The following is a 22643-nucleotide window of genomic DNA, read 5'->3' as shown; positions in this document are numbered from 1 at the left end:
TGGCTGCCGGCTTACTCCGATCCCGCCCCTTGCCGGAGCGGGATCTACGAAACCCTACTGAGACTCGACGCTAATCAAGTGCAAGCAGGGGAGGGAGCTGCATGCCGCACAGCTGAGACATGGCGCTAATCAGGTGCAAGCAGGGGAGGGAACGACCTATCGTGCGGCTCAGATTCGTCGCTGATCACGGCGCGGGGAAGGGGGCGACCAGAGACCCCATTGAAAAAGGCCACCGCGTGGGGTGGCCTGGGTCGATAAGCGAGAGAACTTAAGCCTCCGGGGGCTTGTAGCCTTCGGGCTTCTTCGCCTCGCCCCCGAACAGGAATTTTTCCATTTCCCCGCTCAGGAACTGGCGGGACTTGGGATCGAGCGGGTTGAGGCGGTATTCGTTGAGCAGCATGGTCTGGTGGGCCAGCCACTGCTGCCAGGCGGGCTTGGAAATCTCCGCGAAAATGCGCTGCCCCAGCGGGCCGGGCCAGGGGGCGAAATCCAGGCCTTCGGCTTCAATGCCGAGCTTGGCGCAATGAACGGTACGGCTCATCGAGATATCTCTGCTCTTTATGGGTTTACAACGCGGTGGGTTCGGGCAGTGCCATCAGCAGCGAGCGTACTGGTGCGGGCAGGCCCAGCATGAGCAGCTCGCTGATGGGGTACCAGCGCAGGTCGGCATTATCGGCGATGGCGTGCACGGCTGTCGCGCCATCGAACAGCAGCGGCTGGATCTGCAGGCGATAGTGGCTGAAGACGTGCACGAACGACGTCAGTGGCTGGGCGTCGTCGATGCGCGCATGCCGTTGCGCTTTACGCCAGGCTTCGTCGGTATCGTCAGCCTCCGGCAGGCTCCACAGGCCCGACCACACGCCTTGTTCACCGCGCCGCTGCAGCAGCACGCGACCGTCGATGTCGCGCAGGATCAGCATGGTCGTGCTGCGCGTGGGAATGGCCTTGCCAGGTTTGGGTGTGGGGAGTTGCGCGGTGAGATTGTCGCGATACGCGACGCAGTCACTATGCATGGGGCACATCGCACATGCCGGGCGCGTGCGCACGCAGACAGTCGCGCCCAGGTCCATGATCGCCTGGGTGTAGTCAGCGGTGCGTTCTGCCGGCGTGTGGGCATCTGCGCGTTGCCATAGCTGCTTCTCGACTTCGCGCTCGCCCGGATGGCCAGCAATGCCGTGATAGCGCGTCAGCACGCGTTTCACATTGCCATCGAGAATGGGAAACTTGAGCCCATAGGCCTGGGCCAGGATCGCGCCCGCGGTGGATCGGCCAATGCCGGGCAACGCCGCCAGCGCGTCAAAGTCGCGCGGAAGTTCGCCGGCATGTTTTTCCACGCAGGCCTGCGCGGCGCGATGCAGGAAACGTGCACGACGGTAGTAGCCCAGGCCCGACCACAGCGCTAGCACCGTATCTTCATCGGCCGCGGCAAGATCGCGCAGCGTGGGCAGTTGCGTCACGAAGCGCTGAAAGTAGGGAATGACCGTGACCACCTGCGTCTGCTGCAGCATGATCTCGGACAGCCACACGCGATACGCATCACGCGGATGTTGCCATGGCAAGTCATGGCGGCCGTGGCGGTCGAACCAGGCGAGCAGGTGGCTGGCGAAAGAAGTCACTGCGGTCGTGGGGTTACAGGGGTTGTGGCGGGCGGTGCGGTACTTTCCGCCGCGGCGGGCGCCGCATCGTCGGTTTGTACGCTCAGCCCCTCGATATGGACCTTGCCCAGGTCGAGCCTGGCCATGTCGATCTGGCCGCTGCCCGGAGGCGTGGACAATTGCGGGCCCTGCGGATTGGCAAGCTGGTTCCACCACTGCGCCAGCGCGAGCGGCGGCAGTTCGAGATCGATATGGTTGTCGGCGCCGAGCAGCTTCAGATGCAGCAGCAAAGGCTTGCCCTGCGCGGCGGGCGTAAGCATCACGGCAGCGTCGTAATCGCCTTCGCCGGAGAGATGGAATTTGCCCTGCAATTGCATGGATGCATCGGCCGAACCCAGCCAGCGCGCCTGGCCGGCCAGGTGCAAGGTGGTGGCGCTGCTATCGGAAACGTGGATGTCGATGGCGTCCAGTTTCAGCGCGCCGTCGGCGATGCTGGGCACGCTGGAGAACTGCCATTGCAGCGGTCTGCCGTCGGTTTCCTTGGCGGACATACTCACCCAGAACGCCTGGCCCGGCGCCAGCCGCCCGGTGTCGAGCGACACGTTGCTGAGCCATTCGCTATTGTTTTGCACCACACTGCCGTTGCGAATGCGCACGCCGGTGGCGATGCGGGGAATCGCCTCCGGTACCGTGGCCGATTGCGGCGGCAGGTTCATCAGCCACGCTTGCAGGGCATCCAGGTCCACTCGCGGCGAGTTGATCTGCATGCGCGAGATCACCACCTCATGCCCGAAGATCGTGTTCCAGGGCAACACCAGCCGGCCGTTGGCGGCCAGCAGGATCGGCATGGCGCTGGGGCCGGGGTTGCTCGCGGCGAGGGTGATGCCCTCCAAATGCAGGGCCGGGCGCGGAAACAGGGTCGGGCTGGCCGGGCTAGACAGCGTAAGCTGCAGGCCAGCCTCGTGCGCCTGCTCTTTCAGCATGGCGGTGAAACGATCCGGCTGCAGCAGCAGGTACAGCTCCACCAGTACAACCAGCACTATGCCGCCTGCGATGCTGGCCAGAGCAATCAGCAGCAGTCGCAGTGGGCGGGGGATCGTCATCAGGCTCGCGCGAAATCGGCGGGGAGCAAACCATCGACATAGGCATCCGCGTCGAACACACGCAGGTCCGTGGCGGTTTCACCCAGGCCGACATAGCGAATCGGCAAGCCGAACTCACGCGCCAGCGCGAACACTACGCCGCCCTTGGCAGTGCCATCGAGCTTGGTCACCACCAGGCCGGTGACGCCGACGATCTGGCGGAACTGGCGCACCTGGCTTACCGCGTTCTGCCCGGTGGTGCCGTCGATCACCATCAGCACTTCGTGCGGCGCTTGCGCATCCAGCTTCTTGAGCACGCGCGCGATCTTGCCCAGTTCGTCCATCAGCCCGCCTTGGGTATGCAGGCGGCCGGCGGTGTCGGCGATCAACACGTCGGCGTTGCGCGAGCGCGCAGCCTGCAAGGCATCGAAGATCACGCTGGCGGCATCCGCGTCCTGGCCTTGCGATATCACCGGCACCTGGTTGCGTTCGCCCCAGGTTTTCAGCTGCTCGACGGCGGCAGCGCGGAAGGTGTCGCCGGCGGCGAGCAGCACCTGGCGCTGTTCATCGCGCCAGCGGCGGGCGAGTTTGCCGATGGTGGTGGTCTTGCCCACGCCGTTGATGCCGACGATGAGCACCACGAACGGCTTGTGACCGTTGATTTCCAGCGGCTGCTGCACCGGCTTGAGCAAGGTCACCAGTTCCTGCCGCAGCGCCTGCAGCAGGGCACCGGCGTCGGCGAACTCACGCTTGTGCATGCGCTTGCGCAGGTTCTCCACCAGCGAGGTGCTGGCCTCGATGCCTACGTCGGCAGTGATCAGCGTGGTTTCCAGTTCATCCAGCAGGCTGTCGTCCAGCTTGGGATGACGGGCGAACAGGGAGGAAAGCCCGCGCGCAAAGCTGCTGCCCGACAGGCGCTCGCGCCAGCTTCGCTTGGGCAGGGCCGTCTCTTCCGCAGGCTCGGCGGCGAGAGTGTTTTCCACAACGGGCGCTGCTTCAACACGCGCTGGCGCTGCTTCGACAGCTGCCTGCGGGGCCGCTTCCTCGTTTTCCCCGGCGCCCTGGTCGGCGGGTTTCTTTTTCCAGAACTTGAGCATGAGGGGAGCAATTCAAAGACAATGCCGCACATGCTAACACCCCGATCCGTACTGTCCGCTGAGAAGCCCAGCGCATGAAGGCCATGCCGGGACGAATCCGTATCATCGGCGGCAATTTGCGCAATTCGCGCCTGAACGTGCCCGATCTGCCCGGCCTCCGGCCTACGCCGGAGCGGGTGCGCGAAACCCTCTTCAACTGGCTGGCGCCGACGATTGCCGGCGTCCGGGCGCTGGATCTGTGCGCGGGCACCGGCGCACTGGGCATCGAGGCGCTCTCACGCGGTGCCGCGGCGGTACAGTTCGTCGAGCCGGAGCGCGCCTCGGCCGAAGCCCTGCGCGGCAACCTCTCCCGGCTGAAGGCGGAAGCCGCAGACGTGGCGCAAATGGATGCCATGCAGTTCCTGCGGGGCGCGCCGCGGCCGTTCGGGCTGGCGTTTCTCGATCCGCCGTTTGCCCTTGGGCTGTGGGCGCCACTGGCGCGGCAGATGGAGCAGGGCGGCTGGCTAGTCGAAGGGGCGCAAATTTATGTTGAATCGCCGCGCGGCCAGGCCCTGGCGCTCCCGCCGAACTGGATGCCATACCGGGAGGGGCATGCCGGTGACGTGAGTTATGCGCTCTATCGCCGCTCGCAAATCGTTCCGTTAAGCTAGGGCCTTCCTTGCCCGCCATGCTTTCTTAAGTGAACCAGCCACCGGTCAATAAACGCCTTGCTGTCTACCCGGGCACCTTCGACCCGATCACCAATGGCCATGCGGATCTCGTGGCGCGCGCTGCACCGCTGTTCGAACGTATCGTGGTGGCCGTGGCCGAAAGCCCCAACAAGGGGCCTGGCTTCTCGATACAGGAGCGCATCACGCTGGCGCGCCTGGCGCTGGCGGACCTGCCCAATGTGGAAGTCCGCGGCTTCGATTGCCTGCTGGCCCAACTGGTCAGCGAGCTGGGCGCCGGGGTGATCATCCGCGGACTGCGCGCCGTGTCGGATTTCGAGTACGAGTTCCAGCTGGCGAGCATGAACCGTCATCTCATTCCGCAGGCGGAGACGCTATTCTTGACGCCGGCCGAGCAGTACAGCTTCATTTCTTCCTCGCTGGTACGCGAAATCGGTCGCCTCGGCGGCGACATTTCCGGTTTCGTGCATCCGGCGGTCCAACAAGCCATGCGGCAGCGCTGGCAAAAAAAGCAACCTGAAACCGAAGGGGACAACAATGCGTAAACTCACTTTGATCGCCACCACCCTTGCGTTGACCGGCTGCCTGGCACTGTCTGCCTGCAACAACCAGCAAAACGAGGGCCAGCAGCAGGCACAGCAGCAAGAGCAACAGGTGAGCAAGCCCGCTGACCCGAACGACAGCAAGGCCTGGGGCGCTTACCTCGGGCAGATGGTGCAGAAGAACATGCAGGGCATGACTGCGCCGCAGCCGTATGCCTATCTGGTGCCGGCAGGCGACACCGAGGAGGCCAAGGATGCCCGCGACCGTCAGCTCAGCAACATCCAGGACATCGTGGCCCGTGGCGTGCTGCCGGGCAACCTGCTGGCGATCGGCGGCCCGGATTCGGGCAAGACGGCTGACGTGGTCACCACCGCCTTCAAGGATGCCAAGGCCGGTTCCTTCAAGGGCGTGATCGTGGTCGTGATCGGTGCCAGCGCCGACCAGCAGCGCGTGGAAGACGTGCTGAAGCCGACCAATGCCACCATCCGCTACGTGCAGATGTAAGTAGCAAGGCCAAGGCGGCATAGGCTGAGAGGTAATCCCAGCCTACGCCGCCTAGCCGGTTCACGGAGCGAATGCTTAGGCGTTTTCCTACGCACAAGCTCCGGCCGGCCCAGGTAAACTAACCCAAGCATGTCCCTCAAGATCCTCGATACCTGCGTCAACTGCGACGTCTGCGAACCCGCCTGCCCCAACAAGGCGATCTCGCTCGGCGAGGAGTTCTACGTTATCGATCCCGCGTTGTGCACCGAATGCGTCGGCCATCACGATGAGCCGCAATGCGTGGTCGTGTGTCCGGTGGAATGCATCATCATCGATCCCGCGCATGCCGAATCGCGCGAGCAGCTCGAAGACAAGTACAAACATCTGATGGAGACCAAGGGATGAGGCTTGCATTGCGTTGGCAAGTATTGCTGTGGAGTTTTCTTTTGGGTGCGGGCAGCGCAATCGCTGCGGACAAGCCCATCCCATCCACTCAGGCGGTACAGCTGGCGCAGCGTCCCGGTCATGCCGGCATTGCCAGTGCGAACACGCTTGCCACGCAAGCGGGCTTCGAAGTGCTGGCCAAGGGCGGCAACGCCTTCGATGCGGCAGTCGCGGTAGCTTCCACGCTGTCGGTAGTGGAGCCGGAAAGCTCCGGCATCGGCGGCGGCTTCATGGCCACTATGTATGTGGCTGCCGGCAAGCGTACGGTGTTCGTGGATGCGCGCGAAACGGCGCCGGCAGCGGTCAATTCGAAGGACTATCTCAATCCCGACGGCAGCCCCAATCGCGATACCGCGCTGAAGGGGCCGCTGTCGGCGGGCATCCCCGGCGAGCCGGCCGGCCTGGCGTGGCTGGCCAAGCACTACGGCAAGCTCCCGCTTAACGTTTCGCTGGCGCCGGCCATCCGCATCGCAAGCGACGGTTTCAAGCCGGACGGCCGTCTGCTGGGCTCGATCAAGGAAGAGCAGAACAACTTCGCGCGTTGGCCTGCTTCCGCAGAGAAATTCCTGCCGGGCGGCAAGGTGCCGGCAGCCGGCGAAATCTGGCGCGATCCCGGCCAGGCGCACACTCTGGAGCTGTTGGCGAAATACGGCGAGGCCGGTTTCTACAGCGGCGAAACCGCGCAGAAGCTGGTCGAAGCGGTGCGCGCGGCGGGCGGCAACTGGACGCTGAAGGACCTGGCTTCCTACCGCGTGAAAGAGCGCGCCCCCCTTACCGTCGACTATCGCGGCTACCAAGTCATCACTGCGCCGCCGCCGTCGTCGGGTGGCGTGGCGATTGCCGAGATTCTCAACATTCTTTCCGGCTTCGACCTGGCCAAGCTGGATGAAGCGCACCGTGACCATCTGGTGATCGAAGCGATGCGCCGCGCGTTCCGCGACCACAACGATTACCTGGGCGATCCGGATTTCGTGAAGGTGCCGCTGAACATGCTGTTGTCGCCGTACTACGCCGACGGCCTGCGCCAGACCATCCTGCCGGACAAGGCCACGCCCTCCTCGATGCTGGCGCCGTCCAATGGCCAGGACCCGGGCATGCACACCACGCATTTCTCGATCATCGACGCCGACGGCAACATGGTGGCGATGACTTGCACCGTGAACTACACACTTGGGTCCACGTTCGTTGCCGCCGGCACCGGTGTGCTGCTCAACGATGAGATGGACGATTTCGCGCTGGTGCCGAACAAGCCGAACGTCTATGGCCTGCTGGGCAGCAAGGCGAACGCACCCGAGCCCGGCAAGCGCATGCTGTCGTCGATGTCGCCCAGCATCGTGATCGGTGCGGACCGCACGGCTGTGATCGGCTCGCCGGGTGGTTCCACCATCATCACGCAGGTGCTGGAAGGCATTCTTGCGGTCATCGATGGCGGCGACGCGCATCAAGCCGTGGGAAAGAAGCGCTTCCATCACCAATTCATGCCGGACGTGGTGATGGTTGAGCCCGGTGCGTTTGACGCGGCCACCACCAATGCGTTGACGCAGATGGGTCATACCTTCAAGCAGCGCGAGCCGTGGGGCTTCATGAACGTGGTGATCTGGGATCGGCGCAGCAACAAGCTGGATGCAGCGAGCGATCCGCGCAGGGAAGACGGCTTGGGCAAGGTGCAGTAGCGACTGCCCTTTACCTGGCGGCATAGATGGAGGCTGGGATGCCAATCCCAGCACTTTCCGCGCCTTGATGCTGGGATTGTCATCCCAGCCTTCGCCCTCACTGCTAGAGGCTTAAGTCATGCAACTGCGGTCGCTCAACGGCAATACCCAAAAACTCGATGGCGGCGCGATGTTCGGCAATGCGCCGAAGTCGATGTGGTCGCGCTGGATCGAGCCGGACGAGTCCAACCGTATTCCTCTGGCCTGCCGCTGCCTGCTGGCCACGGATCTGGAAGGCCGTCATGTGCTGTTCGAAACCGGCATAGGCGCCTTCTTCGAGCCTGCATTACGCGAGCGCTACGGTGTGGTGGAAAGCCGACATGTGCTGCTCGATTCGCTCGCGGCGGTCGGCTTGTCGCATGAAGATATCGACGTGGTGGTGCTCTCGCATCTGCACTTCGACCACGCCGGCGGTTTGCTGGCGGCATGGGAGGAGGGCAGGGCACCACGGTTGTTGTTCCCGCATGCGCGCTTCCTGGTCGGCGCCCAGCACTGGCAGCGCGCGTTGAAGCCGCATCCGCGTGATCGCGCTTCCTTCATTCCCGAGCTGCATCAGCTGCTTGAGGACAGCGGGCGGCTGGAACTGGTGGCGGGCGAGTATTCGCAGGCGCTCGGGCGGACCGTGCGCTTCCACTTTTCGGACGGCCACACGCCTGGCCTGATGCTGTCGGAAGTGGCCGGCGTGGTTTTTTGCGCAGACCTGATTCCAGGGCGGTCCTGGGTGCATCTGCCCATCACCATGGGCTACGACCGCTTTGCGGAGGTGCTGATCGACGAAAAGCGCGCGTTCCTTGAAGACAAGCTGGCGCGCAACGTGAGGCTGTTCTTCACGCATGATCACGCCTGTGCGGTAGCTCGCGTGACACGCGATGAGCGCGGGCGCTATGGTACGGCTGACGAGCAGCCCGAACTACGCGGCATTGCTTGAACACATCCCCCCAGCCGGAGGTTTGATGAGCGGCGAGCGAAAGCCACTCTCCATCCGTGATTTGTTGCTGCCTGCCCTGGGTGCAGTCCTGCTGCTGCTGGGTGCCGGTTCGGGGGCGGTGGTCGAAAGGGGCCAGCTCGATTACAGCGCACAAATGAAGCGGCATGGCGGCGACGTGCTGGATCTTGGCGCCAATGGCCGCCCTGATGCCAGCCTGCAGGGCTACATGGTGCGCGTGGCCGGCCCTGTGCAGGTGGTGGAGGCGCCGCTCGATCCGCAGTTCAACCAGCAAACCGACCAGCCGGTGCTGATACGCCACGTGCAGATGTTCCAGTGGCGCGAGCTTCACTACGGCGATACGCCGACCTATGAATTGGACTGGCAGGATCATCCCGTCGATTCGGCCCATTATCCGCAAGGCCATGCCAATCCAGACAAGTTTCCGCTTGAAGGCGCCCAGTTCGATGCGAGCTTGGTGCGCTTGAACGATTTCGTGCTCGCCCCGGCGCTGGTACATGCGCTTATCGGCAGTGAGCCGGTCAAGCCCGATCTGCGTAGGCTGCCCGGCAATCTCGCTGCAAGTTTCAGCCTGTATGACGATGGACTGGTCACCAGCCCGGTGCCTTCGCATCCGCAAGTCGGTGATCTGCGCGTGACATGGGAAGCCGTGCCGGCGCAGACCGTCACCATCGTGGCGAGGGTCGAAGGCAACAAGCTGCTTCCGGCGATCGACGCGACCGATGGTATCGGTTTCGCGGTGCAACCCGGGGATGTGCCGCTGTCGGTGATTTTTCCCGATTCGCCGTTGCAACCCGAATATCCCTGGCCGCGTCGCCTGCTTGCTGTGCTGCTGGCCGGCTTGGGCGCAGCCTTGCTGCTGCGCTGGCACTACCGGCGTGTCGACCCGATTCTTGCGCCGGCCATAGCTGTGCTGGTGATCGGGGCGGTCAATGCGGTGTTGTGGCTCGGCAATGGCAACTCGACCGCTGCCGTCTGGTTTGCGCTCGCGGTGGTGGGCGCCGCCCTGGCGTTTTGGCGCGCACGCGTGCTGAGGGTCGACGCGTAAATTCGCCCGCACGGATGAGGATTCCGAGGCCAGCCTAAACGGCAGATCGGGGTGTACCCATGTCCTGCCCCACCTGGAGCCCTACATCGCACAGAGAGGGTAGGCTGGGATGTTAATCCCAGCCTCTGGAAGCTGGCATGGAGCTGGGATTGTCATCCCAGCCTGTCTTGTGCGCGGCCGGGAGAGGTTCAACCGAAGGACGCGGCATGCTCGATGAACCACAAGCCCGCGAACAGCTTCGGATCGACCGAGTACCCGTCTTTCGCACGCGCCATCAGCCACGCGCCCGCTTCGCGTCGCGGCACTTCGTGCACGGTGATGTTTTCGGTGGCATCGCCGCCGCCATCACTCACTTTCACCAGATTGTGTGCGCGCACGAACGTGATCAGCTCGTTGCTCATGCCGGAGGATGACGGACCTTCGTGCACATAACTGACGTGGCTGCAGCGATAGCCGGTTTCTTCTTCCAGTTCGCGCTGCGCGGCGATGAGTGCGCCCTCATGCTGTTGATCAGCCAGATCGCCGACCAGACCGGCCGGCATCTCGATGGTGAACTTTTGCACGGCTACGCGATATTGCTCCACGAACAGCAGCTTGTCTTCCGGCGTTACGGCAAGAATGATCACGGCACCGCCGGGATTGTTGCGTTCGGCGTATTCCCAGCGCCCACGGCGGCGCAAGCGCAGCCAGCGTCCCTGATGCAGCGTTTCGGGAGCAGCGTCCGCGTCTTCAGGTTTGTGTTTGATGTCGTTCATGAGAGCCACTTCGCCAGAAAGCCGGTGTTCCATTATGGGAGCTCAGGCGGAGGGTAGGAAGGCATTCATCTAGGGAAATCCCTTATTGCAGGAGGATGACAATCGACCTCAAATGCCCGGAATGGTCCCTGGTGGAGGTTCGCAATGCGTCCTGCAGATTCCGGCTCCATTTCCGTCGCTCAATACGTCCAACCCCCGGCCTCGTCTGCGCAATACACCGTGCAGCCGCACGACACGGTACAAAGCGTAGCCGCAGCCCACAGCGTTACCCCGGAAGAGCTGGCGCGGACCAACCACATCAGCGTGGATAGCGATCTCTCGCACATAGCGCTGCTTGCCTTGCCGTCCCATGCGGTAACACCGGCGAACGACGATCAGCCGCCACCGACACAGACGCCCGCACAGAAAACCGATGCAGCAATCGCCGCCTACGATGCGGCCGTGAAGCAACGCGATGACGCCCTTCGCAATGCGCCGCACAATGGCGCGATACGGCAGGAAATTGCTGAATCCTCCGGCGTGGATCAGGCCCAGAAGGCGATGGACACGGCCATAAGGGATGAAATCGGTAGCCAGATCGCCAGTCGCAACGGCGGCGTGCCGGCCGAGTTCCAAACGCCAACCGACCAGATCATCCAAAGCGCCGGCGACGCCATCGCGGCACGGCACCAGGGCGATTCGGTGGCGCAGTCAGCCATCAGCGCCTCGGTCGGCGCTTATCAGATCGAGCAGCAAACCAACGCGCTGATTCCCTCTTTCTCAGGCCCGTGGAGTGCCAGCGACAAGCTGGCTGCGCTGAGCAATAACTTGCAAGGAAAATCGCAGGACGTGATCGATCACGTCATCGCCGATCCTCGTGTGCAAGGCTGGATCAATGATGCCGCCAAGGAGGCCGCCCACAAACCCACTGTAGACGGCGCGAAGGATCTTGCCGACCTGGTCCAGAAGGTGCCGCCGGATATTGCGCGGCAAGTCATCCAGACCTGGTGGACCCCTTCCGACCCCAACGATCTGACGGCGCAAATGTCGCCGGCCAACGTGGCCTCCCTGGCCGCGACGGATAAGGAAACTTACAAGAATCTCGCCGCTGTCTATCGTGCTTTGGGTGACGATGCACAAAGTCAGACGCTGCGGCAGCAGATGGCAAGCACCATCGCTAGCCAACAGCAGGACAACCCTACGTTTGCCCAGCACACGTTTACCGACGCCATCAGCGAGGGTGGCGATGCGAAGCTGGCCATCGACGTGGCAAGCCAATTGCAGGCGGCAGGAAAATCGGACGCGGCGAAGCTCATCCTGGGTTCGGCCATCGGAGGTATGCACACTCTGCAGAAGCAAACGCTGTCGCAAGACATGCAGACGTATGCCAAGCAGACCCAGGAACTCAATGAGCTGATCAAGGATCTCGGTCCCGGCCTGACCTCGGAGCAGGAACAAAAGGCGATCGACTCGTATATCGCATCCAAGGGCAAGGACTGGCAGGACCAGCTGGCCGCCACCAAGGACAAGCTGGTGAGCGATGCGCGCGCCTTCAGTGGCGATCTCGGCGAATTGCTGAATGTGCCCGACAATTTGAAGTCCATCGCCCCGACGCGGGACGACTTGGGCAAGCTGACCGACGACGACACCACGCGTCAGGCGATCGCCTTCGCCGCCACGCAAGATCCGAGCATCTTCGACGGCAAGGATGCCGGCGAAGCCGCCAAGCTCATGATTGAGGTTTCCCATAAGAACAAGGAGTTTCTCAACAGCGTAGGGCCGGCCTATCTGTCACGCAACGTGCTGCCTGCGCTTGCCAGCCTCAATCCCACCGATCCGGCCAGCGTGGCCAAGGTCAATGAAACCTTGGCCAATCTCAAGGAGGTTGCCGGGTTCATGGGACTGCCCAAGTCCGATATCGACGAAGGGACCAAAAAGCTGCAGGAGGAAATTGAAGCGCTGAAGACCGAGTCGCTGGCGGATGCCTCCAAGGGCAAGGGCATCAATGCGGTAGCTGCAACCCGCAATGAGCTGAGCGAAATGAAGGAAATGAGCTTCAGCAGCGGTGCTGCAGGCGTGTTGTTCCGCGCCGCCGCACTGGCCATATCCGGTGGTGCGCTGATCAATCAGAGCGGCACGACCGCGGACGACCCCAGCCTGAAGAATCAGCTTGCCGAACTGGCGGTCTCGGTGGGCGCCGTCCAGGATACAGCGGCCTTCGGCGTCGCCGTCGGTTTGGTCGACCGCAGCGGCGGTCTCGGCAAATGGGGGCTGGGCGCGAACCTGGCGGGCGCGGCTACCGAGAAATTCATCGGCGTCCTCAACGTTTTGTATTTCGCGCAGACCGCCCAGGAAGGCTACGAGAAGCACGACATTCCCACGCAGGTCCTGTCGCTCGTCGGCGCTGCAGGAGTCGGCCTTAGCGTATTCGGAGGCGCTGACATCCTGGGTGGCATGGCCGGTCCGATCGGCCTGGGTGTCGCCGTGGTTGCTTCGCTTGGCATAGGTGTCGCCGAGCACTACGTCAAGGAACGCGAATACCATGAAGCGGAAGACAAGTTCCTGGAGGGCGCGGGCGTCGCGGACGCGGGTGCCCGCTCACAGATGATCAGTGTCGGCGGCGAACAACTTCAGGCCATGCGCGATCGCGGCATGTCGCCGGAGGAAATTCAGGACATCGCCAAGAACCACCCCGAATGGATGCACATCGCCTACACCAACGATCCTCTCGGCCGTCCTTATTGACGATCCTCAGGTTTCTATGATCGGCACGGGATGCCTACTGGCATTTCGTGCCGGCACCTTGCAGCCGAAGGTTCAGCCGCTGGTGAGCGCGCGTAGGCGATTGCGCGTCAACGGGCCAAAACGAAGCTGTTCGCACAGCGCGTCCAGCGTGCTCACGTCACGCCGACGAACCAGTACTTCGGCACTGCCTTCGATCGGGGCATCCAGTGCGATGCGGGTGAGCCGGCGATAGAGCCTGGCGGCATCGGCATGCTCGCGCAGTTTCGCGGCGCAGCTGGCTGCACCGCGCAAGCGCAGGAAGGGCACCTCCTCCACGCGATCGAGCAACTCGTCCAGGCTGCCGAAATGGGCGAGCAGCGCGGCAGCCGTCTTTGCGCCAATGCCAGGTACCCCGGGAATGTTGTCCACGGCATCGCCACACAAGGCAAGGAAATCCGCTACCTGCTCGGGATGCACACCCAAACGCTCGAACACACCGGCGGGGCCCCAGCGCAAGTTGCGCGCGAAATCCCATTGTTCGTCATGTTCGCCGAGCAACTGGCCGAAATCCTTGTCAGCGGAGACGATCACGCTGCGAAAGCCATGTGCGCGCAGTCCCCACAGCGTGCTGCCGATCAGATCGTCGGCCTCAAAGCTGTGATCGATCATCACGTGGATGCCGAGTGCTTCGGTTACGGCGCGGCACTGTACGAATTGCCGCTCCAGATCGGGCGGCGGCAATTCGCGGTTCGCCTTGTAGGCCGGATAAATCGCGTTGCGGAACGACGTGGTGAGCGAGGCGTCGAACGCGACGGCCAGATGCGACGGCTTTTCCCGCTCCAGCAGTTCGCACAGAAAGCGTGTGTAGCCATGCACCGCGTTGACCGGATGGCCGTCGGCGTCGTGAAACTCGTCCGGCATCGAATGCCAGGCGCGAAACACATACAGGCTGCCGTCGATCAGGTGCGCGGTGGGCAGACGAGATGCCACGTGCTCAATCCTTCCATTCCGTAAGCAGATCGTCGAGCGCCGGGCGATCGCGGTCAGGGATCTCGGCCTGCGGCGTGCCGATGTGCACAAAACCGATCACGCATTCGTGGTTCGCCAGGCCCAGCAGTTCGGCCACTTCCGGGTCATAGGCGGCCCAGCCGGTCAGCCACTGGGCACCGAAGCCGAGCGCATACGCGCCTTGCAGGATGTTGTAGGCCACGTTGCCGGCACAGAGCTTCTGTTCGATTTCCGGAATGCCGTGCTCGTGGTCGATGCGCGCGATCACCACCATCACCAGCGGCGCGAAGGTATACCGCAGGCGTTCTTTTTCGCGCTTGGACTCGGGCAGGTCCGGATCGCGCCGGATGGCGCGTGCGGCCAGCAAGGCACCGAACTTCAGCTTGGCCTCGCCGCGCAGGGCGATCAGGCGGAAGGGCACCAGCTTGCCGTGATCGGGCACGCGAATGGCGGCCTCCAGCATGCTGCGCAGGGTGGCTGCGTCGGGGGCCGGTTCGCCGAGCTGGCGCGAAGGCGCGGAATGGCGTTGCTGCAGCAGGGAAAGCGCGTCGAGCATGGCGGAGGGGTCTGGGAAAACGCTTATCGTACAACCGTCTGCGCCCGGTCACGACGCCTTTCAGTCACACAGACTTTGGAGCGGCGCCGGGTCTACGATCCATGCGCCTATTCCAAGGGACTCCCCGTATGAAACGGCTGCAAGGCTTGGTTGCAAGTGTGCTGGTCGCCCTGGCGCCGGTGATACATGCCGATCAGGCGGCTGCGATCGGCAATGGCTATTTTTCCACCGATGACGGCGCGCGCATTCATTATTTGCAGGCCGGCCAGGATCGGGCGGCGCCCGCACTGGTGCTGATTCCCGGTTGGACGCTGACGGCGTCGCTGTGGCGCGAGCAATTGCAGCGGTTTTCCGCGCATCGGCGGGTGATTGCGGTGGACTCCCGTTCGCAGGGTGAGTCATCGGTCATGCCGACCGGCAATACGCCGGAAAGGCGCGCACGAGATCTGCATGAATTGCTCGCATCGTTGGGTATCGAACGCTGCGTGCTGGTGGGCTGGTCGCAAGGGGCGCAGGATGTCGCCGCGTATGTACAGCAGTTTGGCACCGGCTCGCTTGCCGGGGTGGTGTTCGTGGATTCGCCGGTTTCCGCAGGGACGAACGAACTGGATCTGAACAAGGCATTCAGCAAGGCCATTCTTGGCGGCCTGTCGCGCTATGCGGCCCAGCCTGCCGACTACAGCGCGGGCATGGTGCGTTCCATCTTCCGGCAGCCCCCGGCCGATATCGATGCGGTGATCGCGCAGGCGCAGCACACCCCGCCTGCAGTGGGGACTGCGATGCTGGTTGCGGATATCTTTGGCGCCGATCGCCGGCCGGCCCTCAAGAAGATCGATCGCCCCACACTGGTGATCGCCTCGGCGCAGTCGCCCTTGCTCGACGCGCAGAGGCAAATGGCCGCAAGCATCGGTGGCGCTCGCTTCATCGCCGTGCCAAACACACGCCATGCCGTGTTCGTGGATGATCCGCAGGCATTCGACGCAGCGTTGGAGCAATTGTTGACTGCCAAGAGCTCACGCTGAGGGAGATAGCCTGAATCCGTCGGGCAGCAGGGTTGCTACCGTTGTCTGCCGGGTGGCGCCGCCGGTGTTGGCCAGCAGCACCGGCATGTCGCCCAGGCACAATTCGGCCAGCACCTGTCGGCAGGAGCCGCAGGGCGTTACGGGTTCCGGCGTGTCGGCGATAACTGCGATGGCGATGAAATCGCCTGGCTTGTAGCCGGCTGCGATGGCACTGAAGAGTGCAGTGCGTTCGGCGCAATTGCACAGGCCATAGGCGGCGTTTTCCACATTGCAGCCGGTGAACACGCAGCCATCGCCGGTCTGCAAGGCGGCGCCCACCTGGAAGCGGGAGTAGGGGGCGTAGGCCAGCTCGCGCACGCTACGGGCAAGGTCCAACAAGGTGGTACTGTCGAACGGCTCGGACACTAGGGTTCCCTCATCCCAAGAATCTGGCTAGCCAGTCTAACCTGCGCATAGGCTAGGATGGGAAGACTCATCCGCAGGAGATGGCCGATGTCGATCACCGTGTCCGCATTGCGCGAAACCGCCGCCGGCGAACGCCGCGTGGCGATCACGCCGGAAGTGGCAAAGAAACTGCGCGGCAAGGGGCTGCGCGTGCTGCTCGAACAGGATGCCGGGAGGGCAGCGGGCTTTCCGGATGCAAGTTATGCGGATGTTGAATTCGGTAGCGTCGCCGAGGTGCTGGCCCAGGCCGATCTGCTGGCGTGCGTATTGCCACCGGACGACACGGCGCTGACCGGCCTGCGCGAAGGCGTCGTCGTAGTAGGACAGTTGCGTCCACACGGTGCGGCATCACGCGTTTCGACGCTCTCGCAGAAGAAGCTCACCGCGTTCGCGCTGGAACTGTTGCCGCGTACCACGCGTGCACAGGCGATGGATGTGCTCAGTTCGCAAGCCGCGGTGGCGGGGTATCGCGCCATGCTGATCGCCGCCGAGAACGCACCGAAATTCTTTCCCATGCTGACCACGGCGGCCGGCACCATCCGGCCCTCGCGCGTGCTGGTGATCGGTGCCGGCGTGGCCGGCTTGCAGGCCATTGCGACCGCGCGGCGCCTCGGTGCGCAAATCGAAGGCTACGACGTGCGTCCGGAAACCCGCGAACAGGTCGAATCGCTGGGCGCGAAATTCCTGGAGCTGGGAGTGAGCGCGGCCGGCAGCGGCGGCTATGCGCGCGAACTCACCCAGGAAGAGCGCGCGGCGCAGCAGCAGGCGCTGGCGGAGCTCTTGAAAGCCTTCGACGCGGTGGTCACCACAGCGGCCGTTCCAGGGCGTGCCGCGCCGAAGATTCTCACGACCGCGATGGTCGAAGGCATGAAGCCAGGCGCGTTGATTGTCGATCTTGCTGCCGACAGCGGCGGCAATTGCGAACTTACACGTCCCGGCGAGCGCGTGGAGCACGGTGGCGTGACCATCCTCGGGCCGCTCAGTCTCGCGGCCGGCGCACCCTTGCATGCTTCGGAGATGTACGCACGCAACATCTACAATTTTGCCGAGTTGCTGGTACGCGACGGTGCGCTGCGGCCTGATTTCGACGACGAGCTGGTAGCGAAGAGTTGCGTGACGCGCAACGGCGAGGTGCTGTTCAACGCCTGATCGTTGGGGTTTGCACCCCAATCTACGCTTCAGTGCCGGCCGCGAGGCATGCCGAAGGCGCGCCCTGCAGGCAAGGTCGAATGCGGCCCCATGTGATCCAGCCATTGCCGGTGTTCTTCGGGCGACTGTTGCTGCCATCGCCGGCGCAGCTCCTCACGCTGATCAGGCGAAAGTTGCTGGTAGCGCTTGAAGGCCTCGTGCAGCTGCTGCTGTTTGTCGGCCGGCAGGTTTTCGTACAGATGCTGGTTCTGGCGCGCCTGTTCACGCTGTTCGGGCGTCATCTGCTGCCAGCGTTGGATCCGCTCGCGGATTTCCTGCTGGCGTTCCGGCGGAAGCTTCATCCATTCCTGGGTTCGCTGGATCATATGATCCTGCCGTGCCGGCGGCAGGGTGCTCCATTGCGACTGCAGCGGCGCAAGCAGGTATTGCTGCTGCGGACTCAGGCTGCCCCATGGATGCGTACCCTGCGCGTACGACGGTACTGCGATCGTCAGACCGAACACAAAGACCAGCAGGTTTGGCAGTCGCATTCTTTGTAGCAGCATGGATCAGCGTTTGTCCTGGCTGCTGTCGTTGGCAGCGAGCCAGCTATAGAAGTCGAGATTTTGGTAAAGGCCAGGATCGGCTTTATCGGCATTGGAGGGCAAGAATTCATTCTCTTGCTCGACTATGGCCACTTGCTTGCCTTCGGGCTGCGGGCCGGGAGCGGGCTGCCAGATCATGAGCGCGGCCAAGCCCACGGCAGCCAGCGCGCTCACCGGTAGCAGCACGCGTGCGCGATGGTGCGGCGAGGCAGTCGCAGCTTCGAGGGCAGTGCGGCGTGCAGCGCGCAAACGTCCGGCGGTCACCGGATCGATGCTTTGGGTCGCCTCCTGGTAGAGCGCGCGGGCGCGCTGTGCGAATTGTTTGTCGGACGAGTTCATCGCCACTCCTCCAGTTGCTCGCGCAGGTGTTGCATGGCCCGCGAGAGGTGGGTTTTCACGCTGCCCTCCGAGCAGCCCATCGCCATGGCAGTTTCGGCCACGTCCAGCCCCTCGAGCACGCGCAGGATGAAGGCTTCGCGCTGTCGCTGCGGAAGTTTCTTTACGGCTGCAGCCATGTCCGCGTAGGACTGTTCTCCATGCAATTTTTCCAACGGGTCCGGACCTGTATCGGCCGGTTCCCAGGCCGGTAGCTCGTCACCGTCCTCGTCGTGGCCGCCACCCAGCCAGCCGACCACGATGGAGCGCACCTTGCGGCGGCGCTGCAGATCCACGATGCGCCGGCGCAGGATGCCCCAGAACAGCGGCGTCCATTCGCCCGCGGGTTTGCCGCGGTAATGCTTGACCAGGCGGAGCATGGCGTCCTGCACGGCATCGAGCGCATCCTCGCGGTTGCCCAGGTGCAGCTCGGCCATACGGAAAGCCCGCCGCTCCATGCTCGCCAGGAACGCGTCCAGGCTGGCCGGCGCGGCTTGGCCGTCCTGCGCAAGAAGTTCCGCCTCGAAAACGGCTGAGACGCCGCTCATGGCGCCATTTTCCGGATCGTCGGGGCGAGCATCCTGGGGCTCCATCTGTTCGACTCTCGCCATCAACGCACGAAGCCCGCGCAGGTTGACTTTGGCGCTGGCCCGGGGCCTCCGCTGGCCTCACGGTGTGGCGCAATGCCATGGATCACGGCGACCCGCTCACCGTATGATGCGGTGAATATGACCGATTGGCGGGGGATGCACATGCTGGATGGGTTCCTGGCACTTTATGTCTTCATGCTGGCCGCGTTCACGGGCTACGAAATCATCGCGCGGGTACCGGTGATCCTGCACACGCCATTGATGTCCGGCTCCAACTTCATCCACGGCATTGTGCTGGTTGGCGCCATGATAGCGCTAGGTCATGCGCATACGTCGTTTGAACTTACGATTGGCTTCATCGGCGTACTCCTGGGTGCCGGCAACGCGGCAGGAGGTTACGTGGTCACCGAGCGCATGCTGGAGATGTTCAAATCCAGCAAGCCGGGACAGCGCAGCGGGGAGGCCAAGTGATGGCCTGGCCGCAAACGCTGATCGACGCCTGTTATTTCATCGCAGCTCTTTTGTTCATCCTCGGCCTGAAACGCATGAGCTCCCCGCGCACGGCGCGTGGCGGCATCGTGTGGGCAGGCTTTGGCATGCTGCTGGCGGTGCTGGCCACTCTGCTGTTGCCGGACATGCACAACCGCGGCTTGATCATCGCCGCCGTGGTGGTCGGCGTAACCGCGGCCTGGTGGTCGGGAAGGCGGGTGGCGATGACCGCCATGCCGCAGATGGTGGCGCTCTACAACGGCATGGGTGGTGGCGCTGCAGCGGCAATCGGCGCAGCCGAGCTGGTCAGCCATGCGCAGGATCTTGCGGCGCTTGTGATGGCGCCGAACACCCTTCCGCTGATGCCGGAAAGCTGGTCGCCGCTGCGCGAGGCGGCCGCCGTCACACCGCTCAGCCCGGTGGCCTTGGCCCTGGGTGTGCTCGGGGCGTTGATCGGCTCGGTGAGCTTTTCCGGTTCGTTGATCGCCTTCGCCAAATTGCAGGGCTGGCTGGACCGGCGGTTCGTCTTTCCCGGCCAACAGGCGGTGAACCTGCTGGTACTGGCGGCAGCGGTGGTGACGGGCGTGGTGCTGGCCACCGGGCACATCACGATTGCCCTGGTCTGCGCGTTCTTCGTACTGGCGTTGCTGTTCGGCGTGCTGATGACGCTGCCGATCGGTGGCGCCGACATGCCGGTGGTGATTTCCCTCTACAACGCCTTTACCGGCCTGGCCGTGGCGTTCGAGGGCTTTGTGCTGCAGAACGAGGCGATGATCATCGCCGGCATGGTGGTAGGTGCGGCCGGTACGCTGCTGACACAATTGATGGCGAAGGCCATGAATCGCTCGATCGGCAACGTGCTGTTCGGCAATTTCGGTGCGGCGGCCGGAGGTGCGGCGCAAGCCATCAGCGGCAGCCAGAAGCCGATCGAAGCCGCCGATGCCGCGGTGATGATGGCCTATGCCGAGCGCGTGGTGATCGTGCCCGGCTACGGCATGGCGGTGGCACAGGCGCAGCATAAGGTGTGGGAGTTCGCGCAACTGCTGATCGCCCGCGGGGTGAAAGTGAAATTCGCCATCCATCCCGTGGCGGGCCGCATGCCCGGCCATATGAACGTGCTGCTTGCCGAGGCCGGCGTGCCGTACGACCTCATCGTGGACATGGAAGACATCAATCCGGAATTTCCCGTTACCGACGTCGCGCTGGTGATCGGCGCCAACGATGTGGTCAATCCGGTGGCGAAAACCGATCCGTCCTCGCCGATCTACGGCATGCCGATTCTCGATGTGGCCGACGCCAAGCAGGTGATCGTGGTCAAGCGCGGCAAGGGCACTGGCTTTGCCGGGATCGAGAATGCGCTGTTCTACGCGGACAACGCGCGGATGCTCTATGGTGACGGCCAGGCGGCGGCCGGCCAATTGGTGACGCAGCTGAAAACGCTGGACGGCTAATTCTGCTTGCGCGATGTTGCGGCAGGCGAACGCATCGCCGTCACTGCCGCAACCACGACGCCCGCTGCAGTCCAGACTATGTCCAGCTTGCTGGTTGCCAGTCGCGTAAGGTCCAGCAGCATGGGCAGGCCCGCAGTACGCGCCGCGCCGAGCAAACCGTAATCGGTCATCGCAGAAATATTGACCGCGGTAATCAGTACGCGGCTGTACGCGCTTGCCACCACCGTAGCGAGCGCTGCCAGTGCCACGGCGTTCCACTTCTTGCCATGCACCCACTGCCTGATGGCGACACCGAGCAGCCAGCCTGCAAGCACCGCCAGCCAGGGCAGCGGCCGGTGCAGGAATACGGTAGGCAGCAGCCAGACGGCCCCGGCCGCCAAGCCGAGCATGACGGCGCAAAACAAGGCGAAGCATTCACCGGCGAGCTGGCGCATGCTCATGTCGGGTCACGATGGATGGCGGGGGGCTGGGTCACGCGGTGTCCTGCAGCAAGGCAAAGCGGGCATCTTAACGTGACTTAATTTAGCCAGGCCATGGCCTTGAGATTGGGTGGATTGGGCCTGATGTTGGGGACAGGCCGCGCGGGTGGCCGCATAATAGGGGACCGGATCGCCACCGGTCGGCTTTCCTTAATGATTTCCAAGAGATGGCATGAGCGGTTTCAGTCTTAGCAGCGAGCCCTTTACCCTGGAACGGGATTGCAACGCAGTCATGGTGCCCCAGGGGGAGAACGTGGTGCTGCCGGCCGGCCAGGTGGGCTACATCACGCAGGCGCTTGGCGGCAGTTTTACCGTGTACGTGGAAGGCAACCTGTTCCGCATCGCCGGCAACGATGCCGACGCCCTGGGCAAGGAGCCGCCGCCGCCGCTTCAGCTGCCTGAGGACGCCACGGATTCGGACGTGGAAAACCTGGTCTGGCAGCAGTTGCGCACTGTGTTCGACCCGGAGATTCCGATCAATGTGGTGGAGCTTGGCCTGGTCTACGACGTGAGTCTGGAGACCATCGCCGCGGACGAGCGCAAGGTGTACGTGAAGATGACCCTTACCGCGCCGGGTTGCGGCATGGGCGACGTGCTGGTCGATGATGCGCGCACCAAGCTCGAACTGGTCCCGACCGTCAAGGAAGCAGACGTCGACCTGGTGTTCGACCCGCCGTGGAATCACTCGATGATGTCGGAAGCGGCGAAGCTGGAAACAGGGATGCTTTGAAGCCCGTCATTCCGGCGCAGGCCGCAATCCAGTTCAAATACCTGTCCTAAGGACGCAAAACCAGGTGTTGAGTGCTTCGCACGGCGTTTCGACACTGGATGCCGGCCTGCGCCGGAATGACGGTGAGGCGGGATTTGGCAGCGTGCCAGGTCTGAATCAGCCGCCCGTTTCCTCGAACCGGTTCGCCTCGCGATTCTTGCGTACTTTCGCCGGATCCCACACGCGGCCGTTCATGGCGATGTAAACCCCATCGGGCAGCGTCTGCACCGCGGCCACCGCGCAGCCGATGTTGAACACCGCGTCCGAGCCCTGGAAGCGCGCGGGGTTCAGCGCGCCGGTAAGCACGATCACCTTGCCCTTGATGGCGGCGAGTTCTTGCGCGGTCTCTACCATCGTGTCGGTGCCGTGCGTCACCAGCACGTGCCGGCTGGGCTGCGCTTCGATGGCCGAGCGGATCAGTACGCGATCTTCCTGGGTAATGTGCAGGCTGTCCTTGCGCAGGATCGGAATCACGTCGAACTGGAACGCGACGCCCAGCTGGCTGAGGATGTCGCCGATTTGTGGCGCACCGATCTTGTAGTCCGACTTGTCGTCGAAGTAGATCTTGTCGATGGTGCCGCCGGTGGTGACGATGGTCAGATGCTGCATGATCGAAAGTGGCGTCGGGGGAGAGCGTGCATTCTAACCGGT

At 63.6% G+C, this 22643-nt stretch carries 26 protein-coding genes; 13 read left to right on the top strand and 13 right to left on the bottom strand.

Translation table 11 applies throughout. From position 1 onward, the window contains the following. Nucleotides 1-268 precede the first annotated feature (268 nt). Genes EKH80_RS21645 through ftsY form a run of 4 tightly spaced genes read right to left on the bottom strand, consistent with a single transcriptional unit; the run spans nt 269 to nt 3774 of the window. Nucleotides 269-541, bottom strand: a complete 273-nt coding sequence (locus EKH80_RS21645; protein ID WP_126686880.1) for an oxidative damage protection protein — start codon at nt 539-541, stop codon at nt 269-271. A 25-nt stretch (nt 542-566) separates the two neighbouring features. Further along, entirely contained in the window at nt 567-1616 is a 1050-nt protein-coding gene (mutY, locus tag EKH80_RS21640; protein ID WP_126686879.1) for an A/G-specific adenine glycosylase, read from the bottom strand. Next, a complete protein-coding gene (locus tag EKH80_RS21635) occupies nt 1613-2698 on the bottom strand; it encodes an AsmA family protein (RefSeq protein WP_329955495.1) in 1086 nt (361 codons plus the stop codon). The genes mutY and EKH80_RS21635 overlap by 4 nt, the downstream gene beginning before the upstream one ends. Then, nucleotides 2698-3774: a signal recognition particle-docking protein FtsY gene (ftsY, locus tag EKH80_RS21630; RefSeq protein WP_126686878.1), complete on the bottom strand. Its 1077-nt coding sequence runs from the start codon at nt 3772-3774 to the stop codon at nt 2698-2700. Before ftsY ends, EKH80_RS21635 begins: the two co-directional genes overlap by 1 nt. Nucleotides 3775-3848: 74 nt before the next feature. Between ftsY and rsmD the strand changes: the two genes are divergently transcribed. The 7 genes from rsmD to EKH80_RS21595 all read left to right on the top strand — a co-directional run bounded on the left by rsmD (nt 3849) and on the right by EKH80_RS21595 (nt 9618). Continuing rightward, nucleotides 3849-4424 carry a 16S rRNA (guanine(966)-N(2))-methyltransferase RsmD gene (gene rsmD, locus EKH80_RS21625; protein WP_126686877.1) on the top strand — a complete coding sequence of 192 codons (576 nt, stop codon included), beginning with the start codon at nt 3849-3851 and terminating at the stop codon, nt 4422-4424. 29 nt (nt 4425-4453) lie between these two features. Continuing rightward, entirely contained in the window at nt 4454-4987 is a 534-nt protein-coding gene (coaD, locus tag EKH80_RS21620; protein WP_126686876.1) for a pantetheine-phosphate adenylyltransferase, read from the top strand. Next, complete coding sequence (locus EKH80_RS21615; protein WP_126686875.1) at nt 4980-5489, top strand: hypothetical protein; 510 nt, start codon at nt 4980-4982, stop codon at nt 5487-5489. Before coaD ends, EKH80_RS21615 begins: the two co-directional genes overlap by 8 nt. A 129-nt stretch (nt 5490-5618) precedes the next feature. Continuing rightward, a complete protein-coding gene (locus EKH80_RS21610) occupies nt 5619-5873 on the top strand; it encodes a YfhL family 4Fe-4S dicluster ferredoxin (RefSeq protein WP_126686874.1) in 255 nt (84 codons plus the stop codon). After that, entirely contained in the window at nt 5870-7585 is a 1716-nt protein-coding gene (ggt, locus tag EKH80_RS21605; RefSeq protein ID WP_126686873.1) for a gamma-glutamyltransferase, read from the top strand. The genes EKH80_RS21610 and ggt overlap by 4 nt, the downstream gene beginning before the upstream one ends. A 118-nt stretch (nt 7586-7703) precedes the next feature. After that, the gene (locus EKH80_RS21600) at nt 7704-8552 is read left to right on the top strand and encodes an MBL fold metallo-hydrolase (protein ID WP_126686872.1); all 849 of its coding nucleotides are present in this window, start codon (nt 7704-7706) and stop codon (nt 8550-8552) included. A 25-nt stretch (nt 8553-8577) separates the two neighbouring features. After that, nucleotides 8578-9618, top strand: a complete 1041-nt coding sequence (locus EKH80_RS21595; RefSeq protein WP_126686871.1) for a TMEM43 family protein — start codon at nt 8578-8580, stop codon at nt 9616-9618. Between the two features lie 188 nt (nt 9619-9806). Here the strand turns inward: EKH80_RS21595 and EKH80_RS21590 are convergent, their stop codons facing one another. Next, the gene (locus tag EKH80_RS21590) at nt 9807-10373 is read right to left on the bottom strand and encodes an NUDIX hydrolase (RefSeq protein ID WP_126686870.1); all 567 of its coding nucleotides are present in this window, start codon (nt 10371-10373) and stop codon (nt 9807-9809) included. A gap of 144 nt (nt 10374-10517) precedes the next feature. On the opposite strand from EKH80_RS21590, the gene EKH80_RS21585 reads away from it, so the two are divergent. Continuing rightward, entirely contained in the window at nt 10518-13097 is a 2580-nt protein-coding gene (locus EKH80_RS21585) for a LysM peptidoglycan-binding domain-containing protein (protein ID WP_126686869.1), read from the top strand. A 72-nt stretch (nt 13098-13169) separates the two neighbouring features. Here the strand turns inward: EKH80_RS21585 and EKH80_RS21580 are convergent, their stop codons facing one another. Both EKH80_RS21580 and EKH80_RS21575 read right to left on the bottom strand, forming a co-directional pair. Then, on the bottom strand, nt 13170-14066 hold the full coding sequence (locus tag EKH80_RS21580) for a 5'-3' exonuclease (RefSeq protein WP_425481170.1): 897 nt from the start codon (nt 14064-14066) through the stop codon (nt 13170-13172). Nucleotides 14067-14070: 4 nt separating this feature from the next. Continuing rightward, nucleotides 14071-14640 (bottom strand): nitroreductase family protein, encoded by a 570-nt coding sequence (locus EKH80_RS21575; protein ID WP_126686868.1) that lies wholly within the window; start codon nt 14638-14640, stop codon nt 14071-14073. Nucleotides 14641-14768: 128 nt separating this feature from the next. Between EKH80_RS21575 and EKH80_RS21570 the strand changes: the two genes are divergently transcribed. Continuing rightward, nucleotides 14769-15662 carry an alpha/beta fold hydrolase gene (locus EKH80_RS21570; protein ID WP_158628917.1) on the top strand — a complete coding sequence of 298 codons (894 nt, stop codon included), beginning with the start codon at nt 14769-14771 and terminating at the stop codon, nt 15660-15662. Here EKH80_RS21570 and cdd read toward each other — a convergent pair. Next, nucleotides 15654-16067, bottom strand: coding sequence for a cytidine deaminase (gene cdd / locus EKH80_RS21565; RefSeq protein ID WP_126686866.1), 414 nt, complete (start codon nt 16065-16067; stop codon nt 15654-15656). The genes EKH80_RS21570 and cdd overlap by 9 nt on opposite strands. 87 nt (nt 16068-16154) lie before the next feature. On the opposite strand from cdd, the gene EKH80_RS21560 reads away from it, so the two are divergent. Continuing rightward, on the top strand, nt 16155-17255 hold the full coding sequence (locus EKH80_RS21560) for an NAD(P) transhydrogenase subunit alpha (RefSeq protein WP_126686865.1): 1101 nt from the start codon (nt 16155-16157) through the stop codon (nt 17253-17255). Nucleotides 17256-17284: 29 nt separating this feature from the next. On the opposite strand, the gene EKH80_RS21555 is transcribed toward EKH80_RS21560, so the two are convergent. From EKH80_RS21555 to EKH80_RS21545, 3 genes are read right to left on the bottom strand one after another with little or no spacing between them, the layout of a single operon-like run. Next, complete coding sequence (locus tag EKH80_RS21555) at nt 17285-17800, bottom strand: DUF3106 domain-containing protein (RefSeq protein WP_126686864.1); 516 nt, start codon at nt 17798-17800, stop codon at nt 17285-17287. 3 nt (nt 17801-17803) lie between these two features. Further along, nucleotides 17804-18178, bottom strand: a complete 375-nt coding sequence (locus EKH80_RS21550; protein WP_126686863.1) for a DUF3619 family protein — start codon at nt 18176-18178, stop codon at nt 17804-17806. Next, nucleotides 18175-18762: an RNA polymerase sigma factor gene (locus EKH80_RS21545; protein WP_126686862.1), complete on the bottom strand. Its 588-nt coding sequence runs from the start codon at nt 18760-18762 to the stop codon at nt 18175-18177. The genes EKH80_RS21550 and EKH80_RS21545 overlap by 4 nt, the downstream gene beginning before the upstream one ends. A 204-nt stretch (nt 18763-18966) precedes the next feature. On the opposite strand from EKH80_RS21545, the gene EKH80_RS21540 reads away from it, so the two are divergent. Together EKH80_RS21540 and EKH80_RS21535 are read left to right on the top strand one after the other, a co-directional pair. Continuing rightward, nucleotides 18967-19275 (top strand): NAD(P) transhydrogenase subunit alpha part 2, encoded by a 309-nt coding sequence (locus EKH80_RS21540; RefSeq protein ID WP_126686861.1) that lies wholly within the window; start codon nt 18967-18969, stop codon nt 19273-19275. Beyond that, nucleotides 19275-20744 (top strand): NAD(P)(+) transhydrogenase (Re/Si-specific) subunit beta, encoded by a 1470-nt coding sequence (locus EKH80_RS21535; protein WP_126686860.1) that lies wholly within the window; start codon nt 19275-19277, stop codon nt 20742-20744. Before EKH80_RS21540 ends, EKH80_RS21535 begins: the two co-directional genes overlap by 1 nt. Here EKH80_RS21535 and EKH80_RS21530 read toward each other — a convergent pair. Continuing rightward, on the bottom strand, nt 20741-21184 hold the full coding sequence (locus EKH80_RS21530; protein WP_230473872.1) for a hypothetical protein: 444 nt from the start codon (nt 21182-21184) through the stop codon (nt 20741-20743). The genes EKH80_RS21535 and EKH80_RS21530 overlap by 4 nt on opposite strands. A 211-nt stretch (nt 21185-21395) precedes the next feature. Here EKH80_RS21530 and sufT point away from each other — a divergent pair, with 211 nt between their 5' ends. After that, the gene (gene sufT / locus EKH80_RS21525) at nt 21396-21953 is read left to right on the top strand and encodes a putative Fe-S cluster assembly protein SufT (RefSeq protein ID WP_126686859.1); all 558 of its coding nucleotides are present in this window, start codon (nt 21396-21398) and stop codon (nt 21951-21953) included. Between the two features lie 156 nt (nt 21954-22109). Here the strand turns inward: sufT and EKH80_RS21520 are convergent, their stop codons facing one another. After that, a complete protein-coding gene (locus EKH80_RS21520; RefSeq protein ID WP_126686858.1) occupies nt 22110-22601 on the bottom strand; it encodes an asparaginase domain-containing protein in 492 nt (163 codons plus the stop codon). Nucleotides 22602-22643: the final 42 nt, after the last annotated feature.

It is taken from the genome of Dyella choica (assembly GCF_003977665.1).
In the GTDB taxonomy this organism is placed as follows: Bacteria; Pseudomonadota; Gammaproteobacteria; order Xanthomonadales; family Rhodanobacteraceae; genus Dyella_B; species Dyella_B choica.
The sequence above is the reverse complement of the archived record's forward strand: the minus strand, read 5'-3'. Positions and strand labels throughout refer to the sequence as shown.

What these genes read in the sequence shown, in the direction of transcription:
- EKH80_RS21555 (WP_126686864.1), bottom strand. Translation starts at nt 17,800, where the DNA reads ATGCTGCTACAAAGAATGCGACTGCCAAACCTGCTGGTCTTTGTGTTC.
- EKH80_RS21550 (WP_126686863.1), bottom strand. Translation starts at nt 18,178, where the DNA reads ATGAACTCGTCCGACAAACAATTCGCACAGCGCGCCCGCGCGCTCTAC.
- EKH80_RS21535 (WP_126686860.1), top strand. Translation starts at nt 19,275, where the DNA reads ATGGCCTGGCCGCAAACGCTGATCGACGCCTGTTATTTCATCGCAGCT.
- EKH80_RS21590 (WP_126686870.1), bottom strand. Translation starts at nt 10,373, where the DNA reads ATGAACGACATCAAACACAAACCTGAAGACGCGGACGCTGCTCCCGAA.
- rsmD (WP_126686877.1), top strand. Translation starts at nt 3,849, where the DNA reads ATGAAGGCCATGCCGGGACGAATCCGTATCATCGGCGGCAATTTGCGC.
- EKH80_RS21520 (WP_126686858.1), bottom strand. Translation starts at nt 22,601, where the DNA reads ATGCAGCATCTGACCATCGTCACCACCGGCGGCACCATCGACAAGATC.
- EKH80_RS21560 (WP_126686865.1), top strand. Translation starts at nt 16,155, where the DNA reads ATGTCGATCACCGTGTCCGCATTGCGCGAAACCGCCGCCGGCGAACGC.
- EKH80_RS21540 (WP_126686861.1), top strand. Translation starts at nt 18,967, where the DNA reads ATGCTGGATGGGTTCCTGGCACTTTATGTCTTCATGCTGGCCGCGTTC.
- EKH80_RS21610 (WP_126686874.1), top strand. Translation starts at nt 5,619, where the DNA reads ATGTCCCTCAAGATCCTCGATACCTGCGTCAACTGCGACGTCTGCGAA.
- ftsY (WP_126686878.1), bottom strand. Translation starts at nt 3,774, where the DNA reads ATGCTCAAGTTCTGGAAAAAGAAACCCGCCGACCAGGGCGCCGGGGAA.
- EKH80_RS21530 (WP_230473872.1), bottom strand. Translation starts at nt 21,184, where the DNA reads ATGAGCATGCGCCAGCTCGCCGGTGAATGCTTCGCCTTGTTTTGCGCC.
- EKH80_RS21570 (WP_158628917.1), top strand. Translation starts at nt 14,769, where the DNA reads ATGAAACGGCTGCAAGGCTTGGTTGCAAGTGTGCTGGTCGCCCTGGCG.
- EKH80_RS21575 (WP_126686868.1), bottom strand. Translation starts at nt 14,640, where the DNA reads ATGCTCGACGCGCTTTCCCTGCTGCAGCAACGCCATTCCGCGCCTTCG.
- EKH80_RS21645 (WP_126686880.1), bottom strand. Translation starts at nt 541, where the DNA reads ATGAGCCGTACCGTTCATTGCGCCAAGCTCGGCATTGAAGCCGAAGGC.
- sufT (WP_126686859.1), top strand. Translation starts at nt 21,396, where the DNA reads ATGAGCGGTTTCAGTCTTAGCAGCGAGCCCTTTACCCTGGAACGGGAT.
- ggt (WP_126686873.1), top strand. Translation starts at nt 5,870, where the DNA reads ATGAGGCTTGCATTGCGTTGGCAAGTATTGCTGTGGAGTTTTCTTTTG.
- EKH80_RS21595 (WP_126686871.1), top strand. Translation starts at nt 8,578, where the DNA reads ATGAGCGGCGAGCGAAAGCCACTCTCCATCCGTGATTTGTTGCTGCCT.
- EKH80_RS21615 (WP_126686875.1), top strand. Translation starts at nt 4,980, where the DNA reads ATGCGTAAACTCACTTTGATCGCCACCACCCTTGCGTTGACCGGCTGC.
- EKH80_RS21585 (WP_126686869.1), top strand. Translation starts at nt 10,518, where the DNA reads ATGCGTCCTGCAGATTCCGGCTCCATTTCCGTCGCTCAATACGTCCAA.
- EKH80_RS21635 (WP_329955495.1), bottom strand. Translation starts at nt 2,698, where the DNA reads ATGACGATCCCCCGCCCACTGCGACTGCTGCTGATTGCTCTGGCCAGC.
- EKH80_RS21600 (WP_126686872.1), top strand. Translation starts at nt 7,704, where the DNA reads ATGCAACTGCGGTCGCTCAACGGCAATACCCAAAAACTCGATGGCGGC.
- EKH80_RS21545 (WP_126686862.1), bottom strand. Translation starts at nt 18,762, where the DNA reads ATGAGCGGCGTCTCAGCCGTTTTCGAGGCGGAACTTCTTGCGCAGGAC.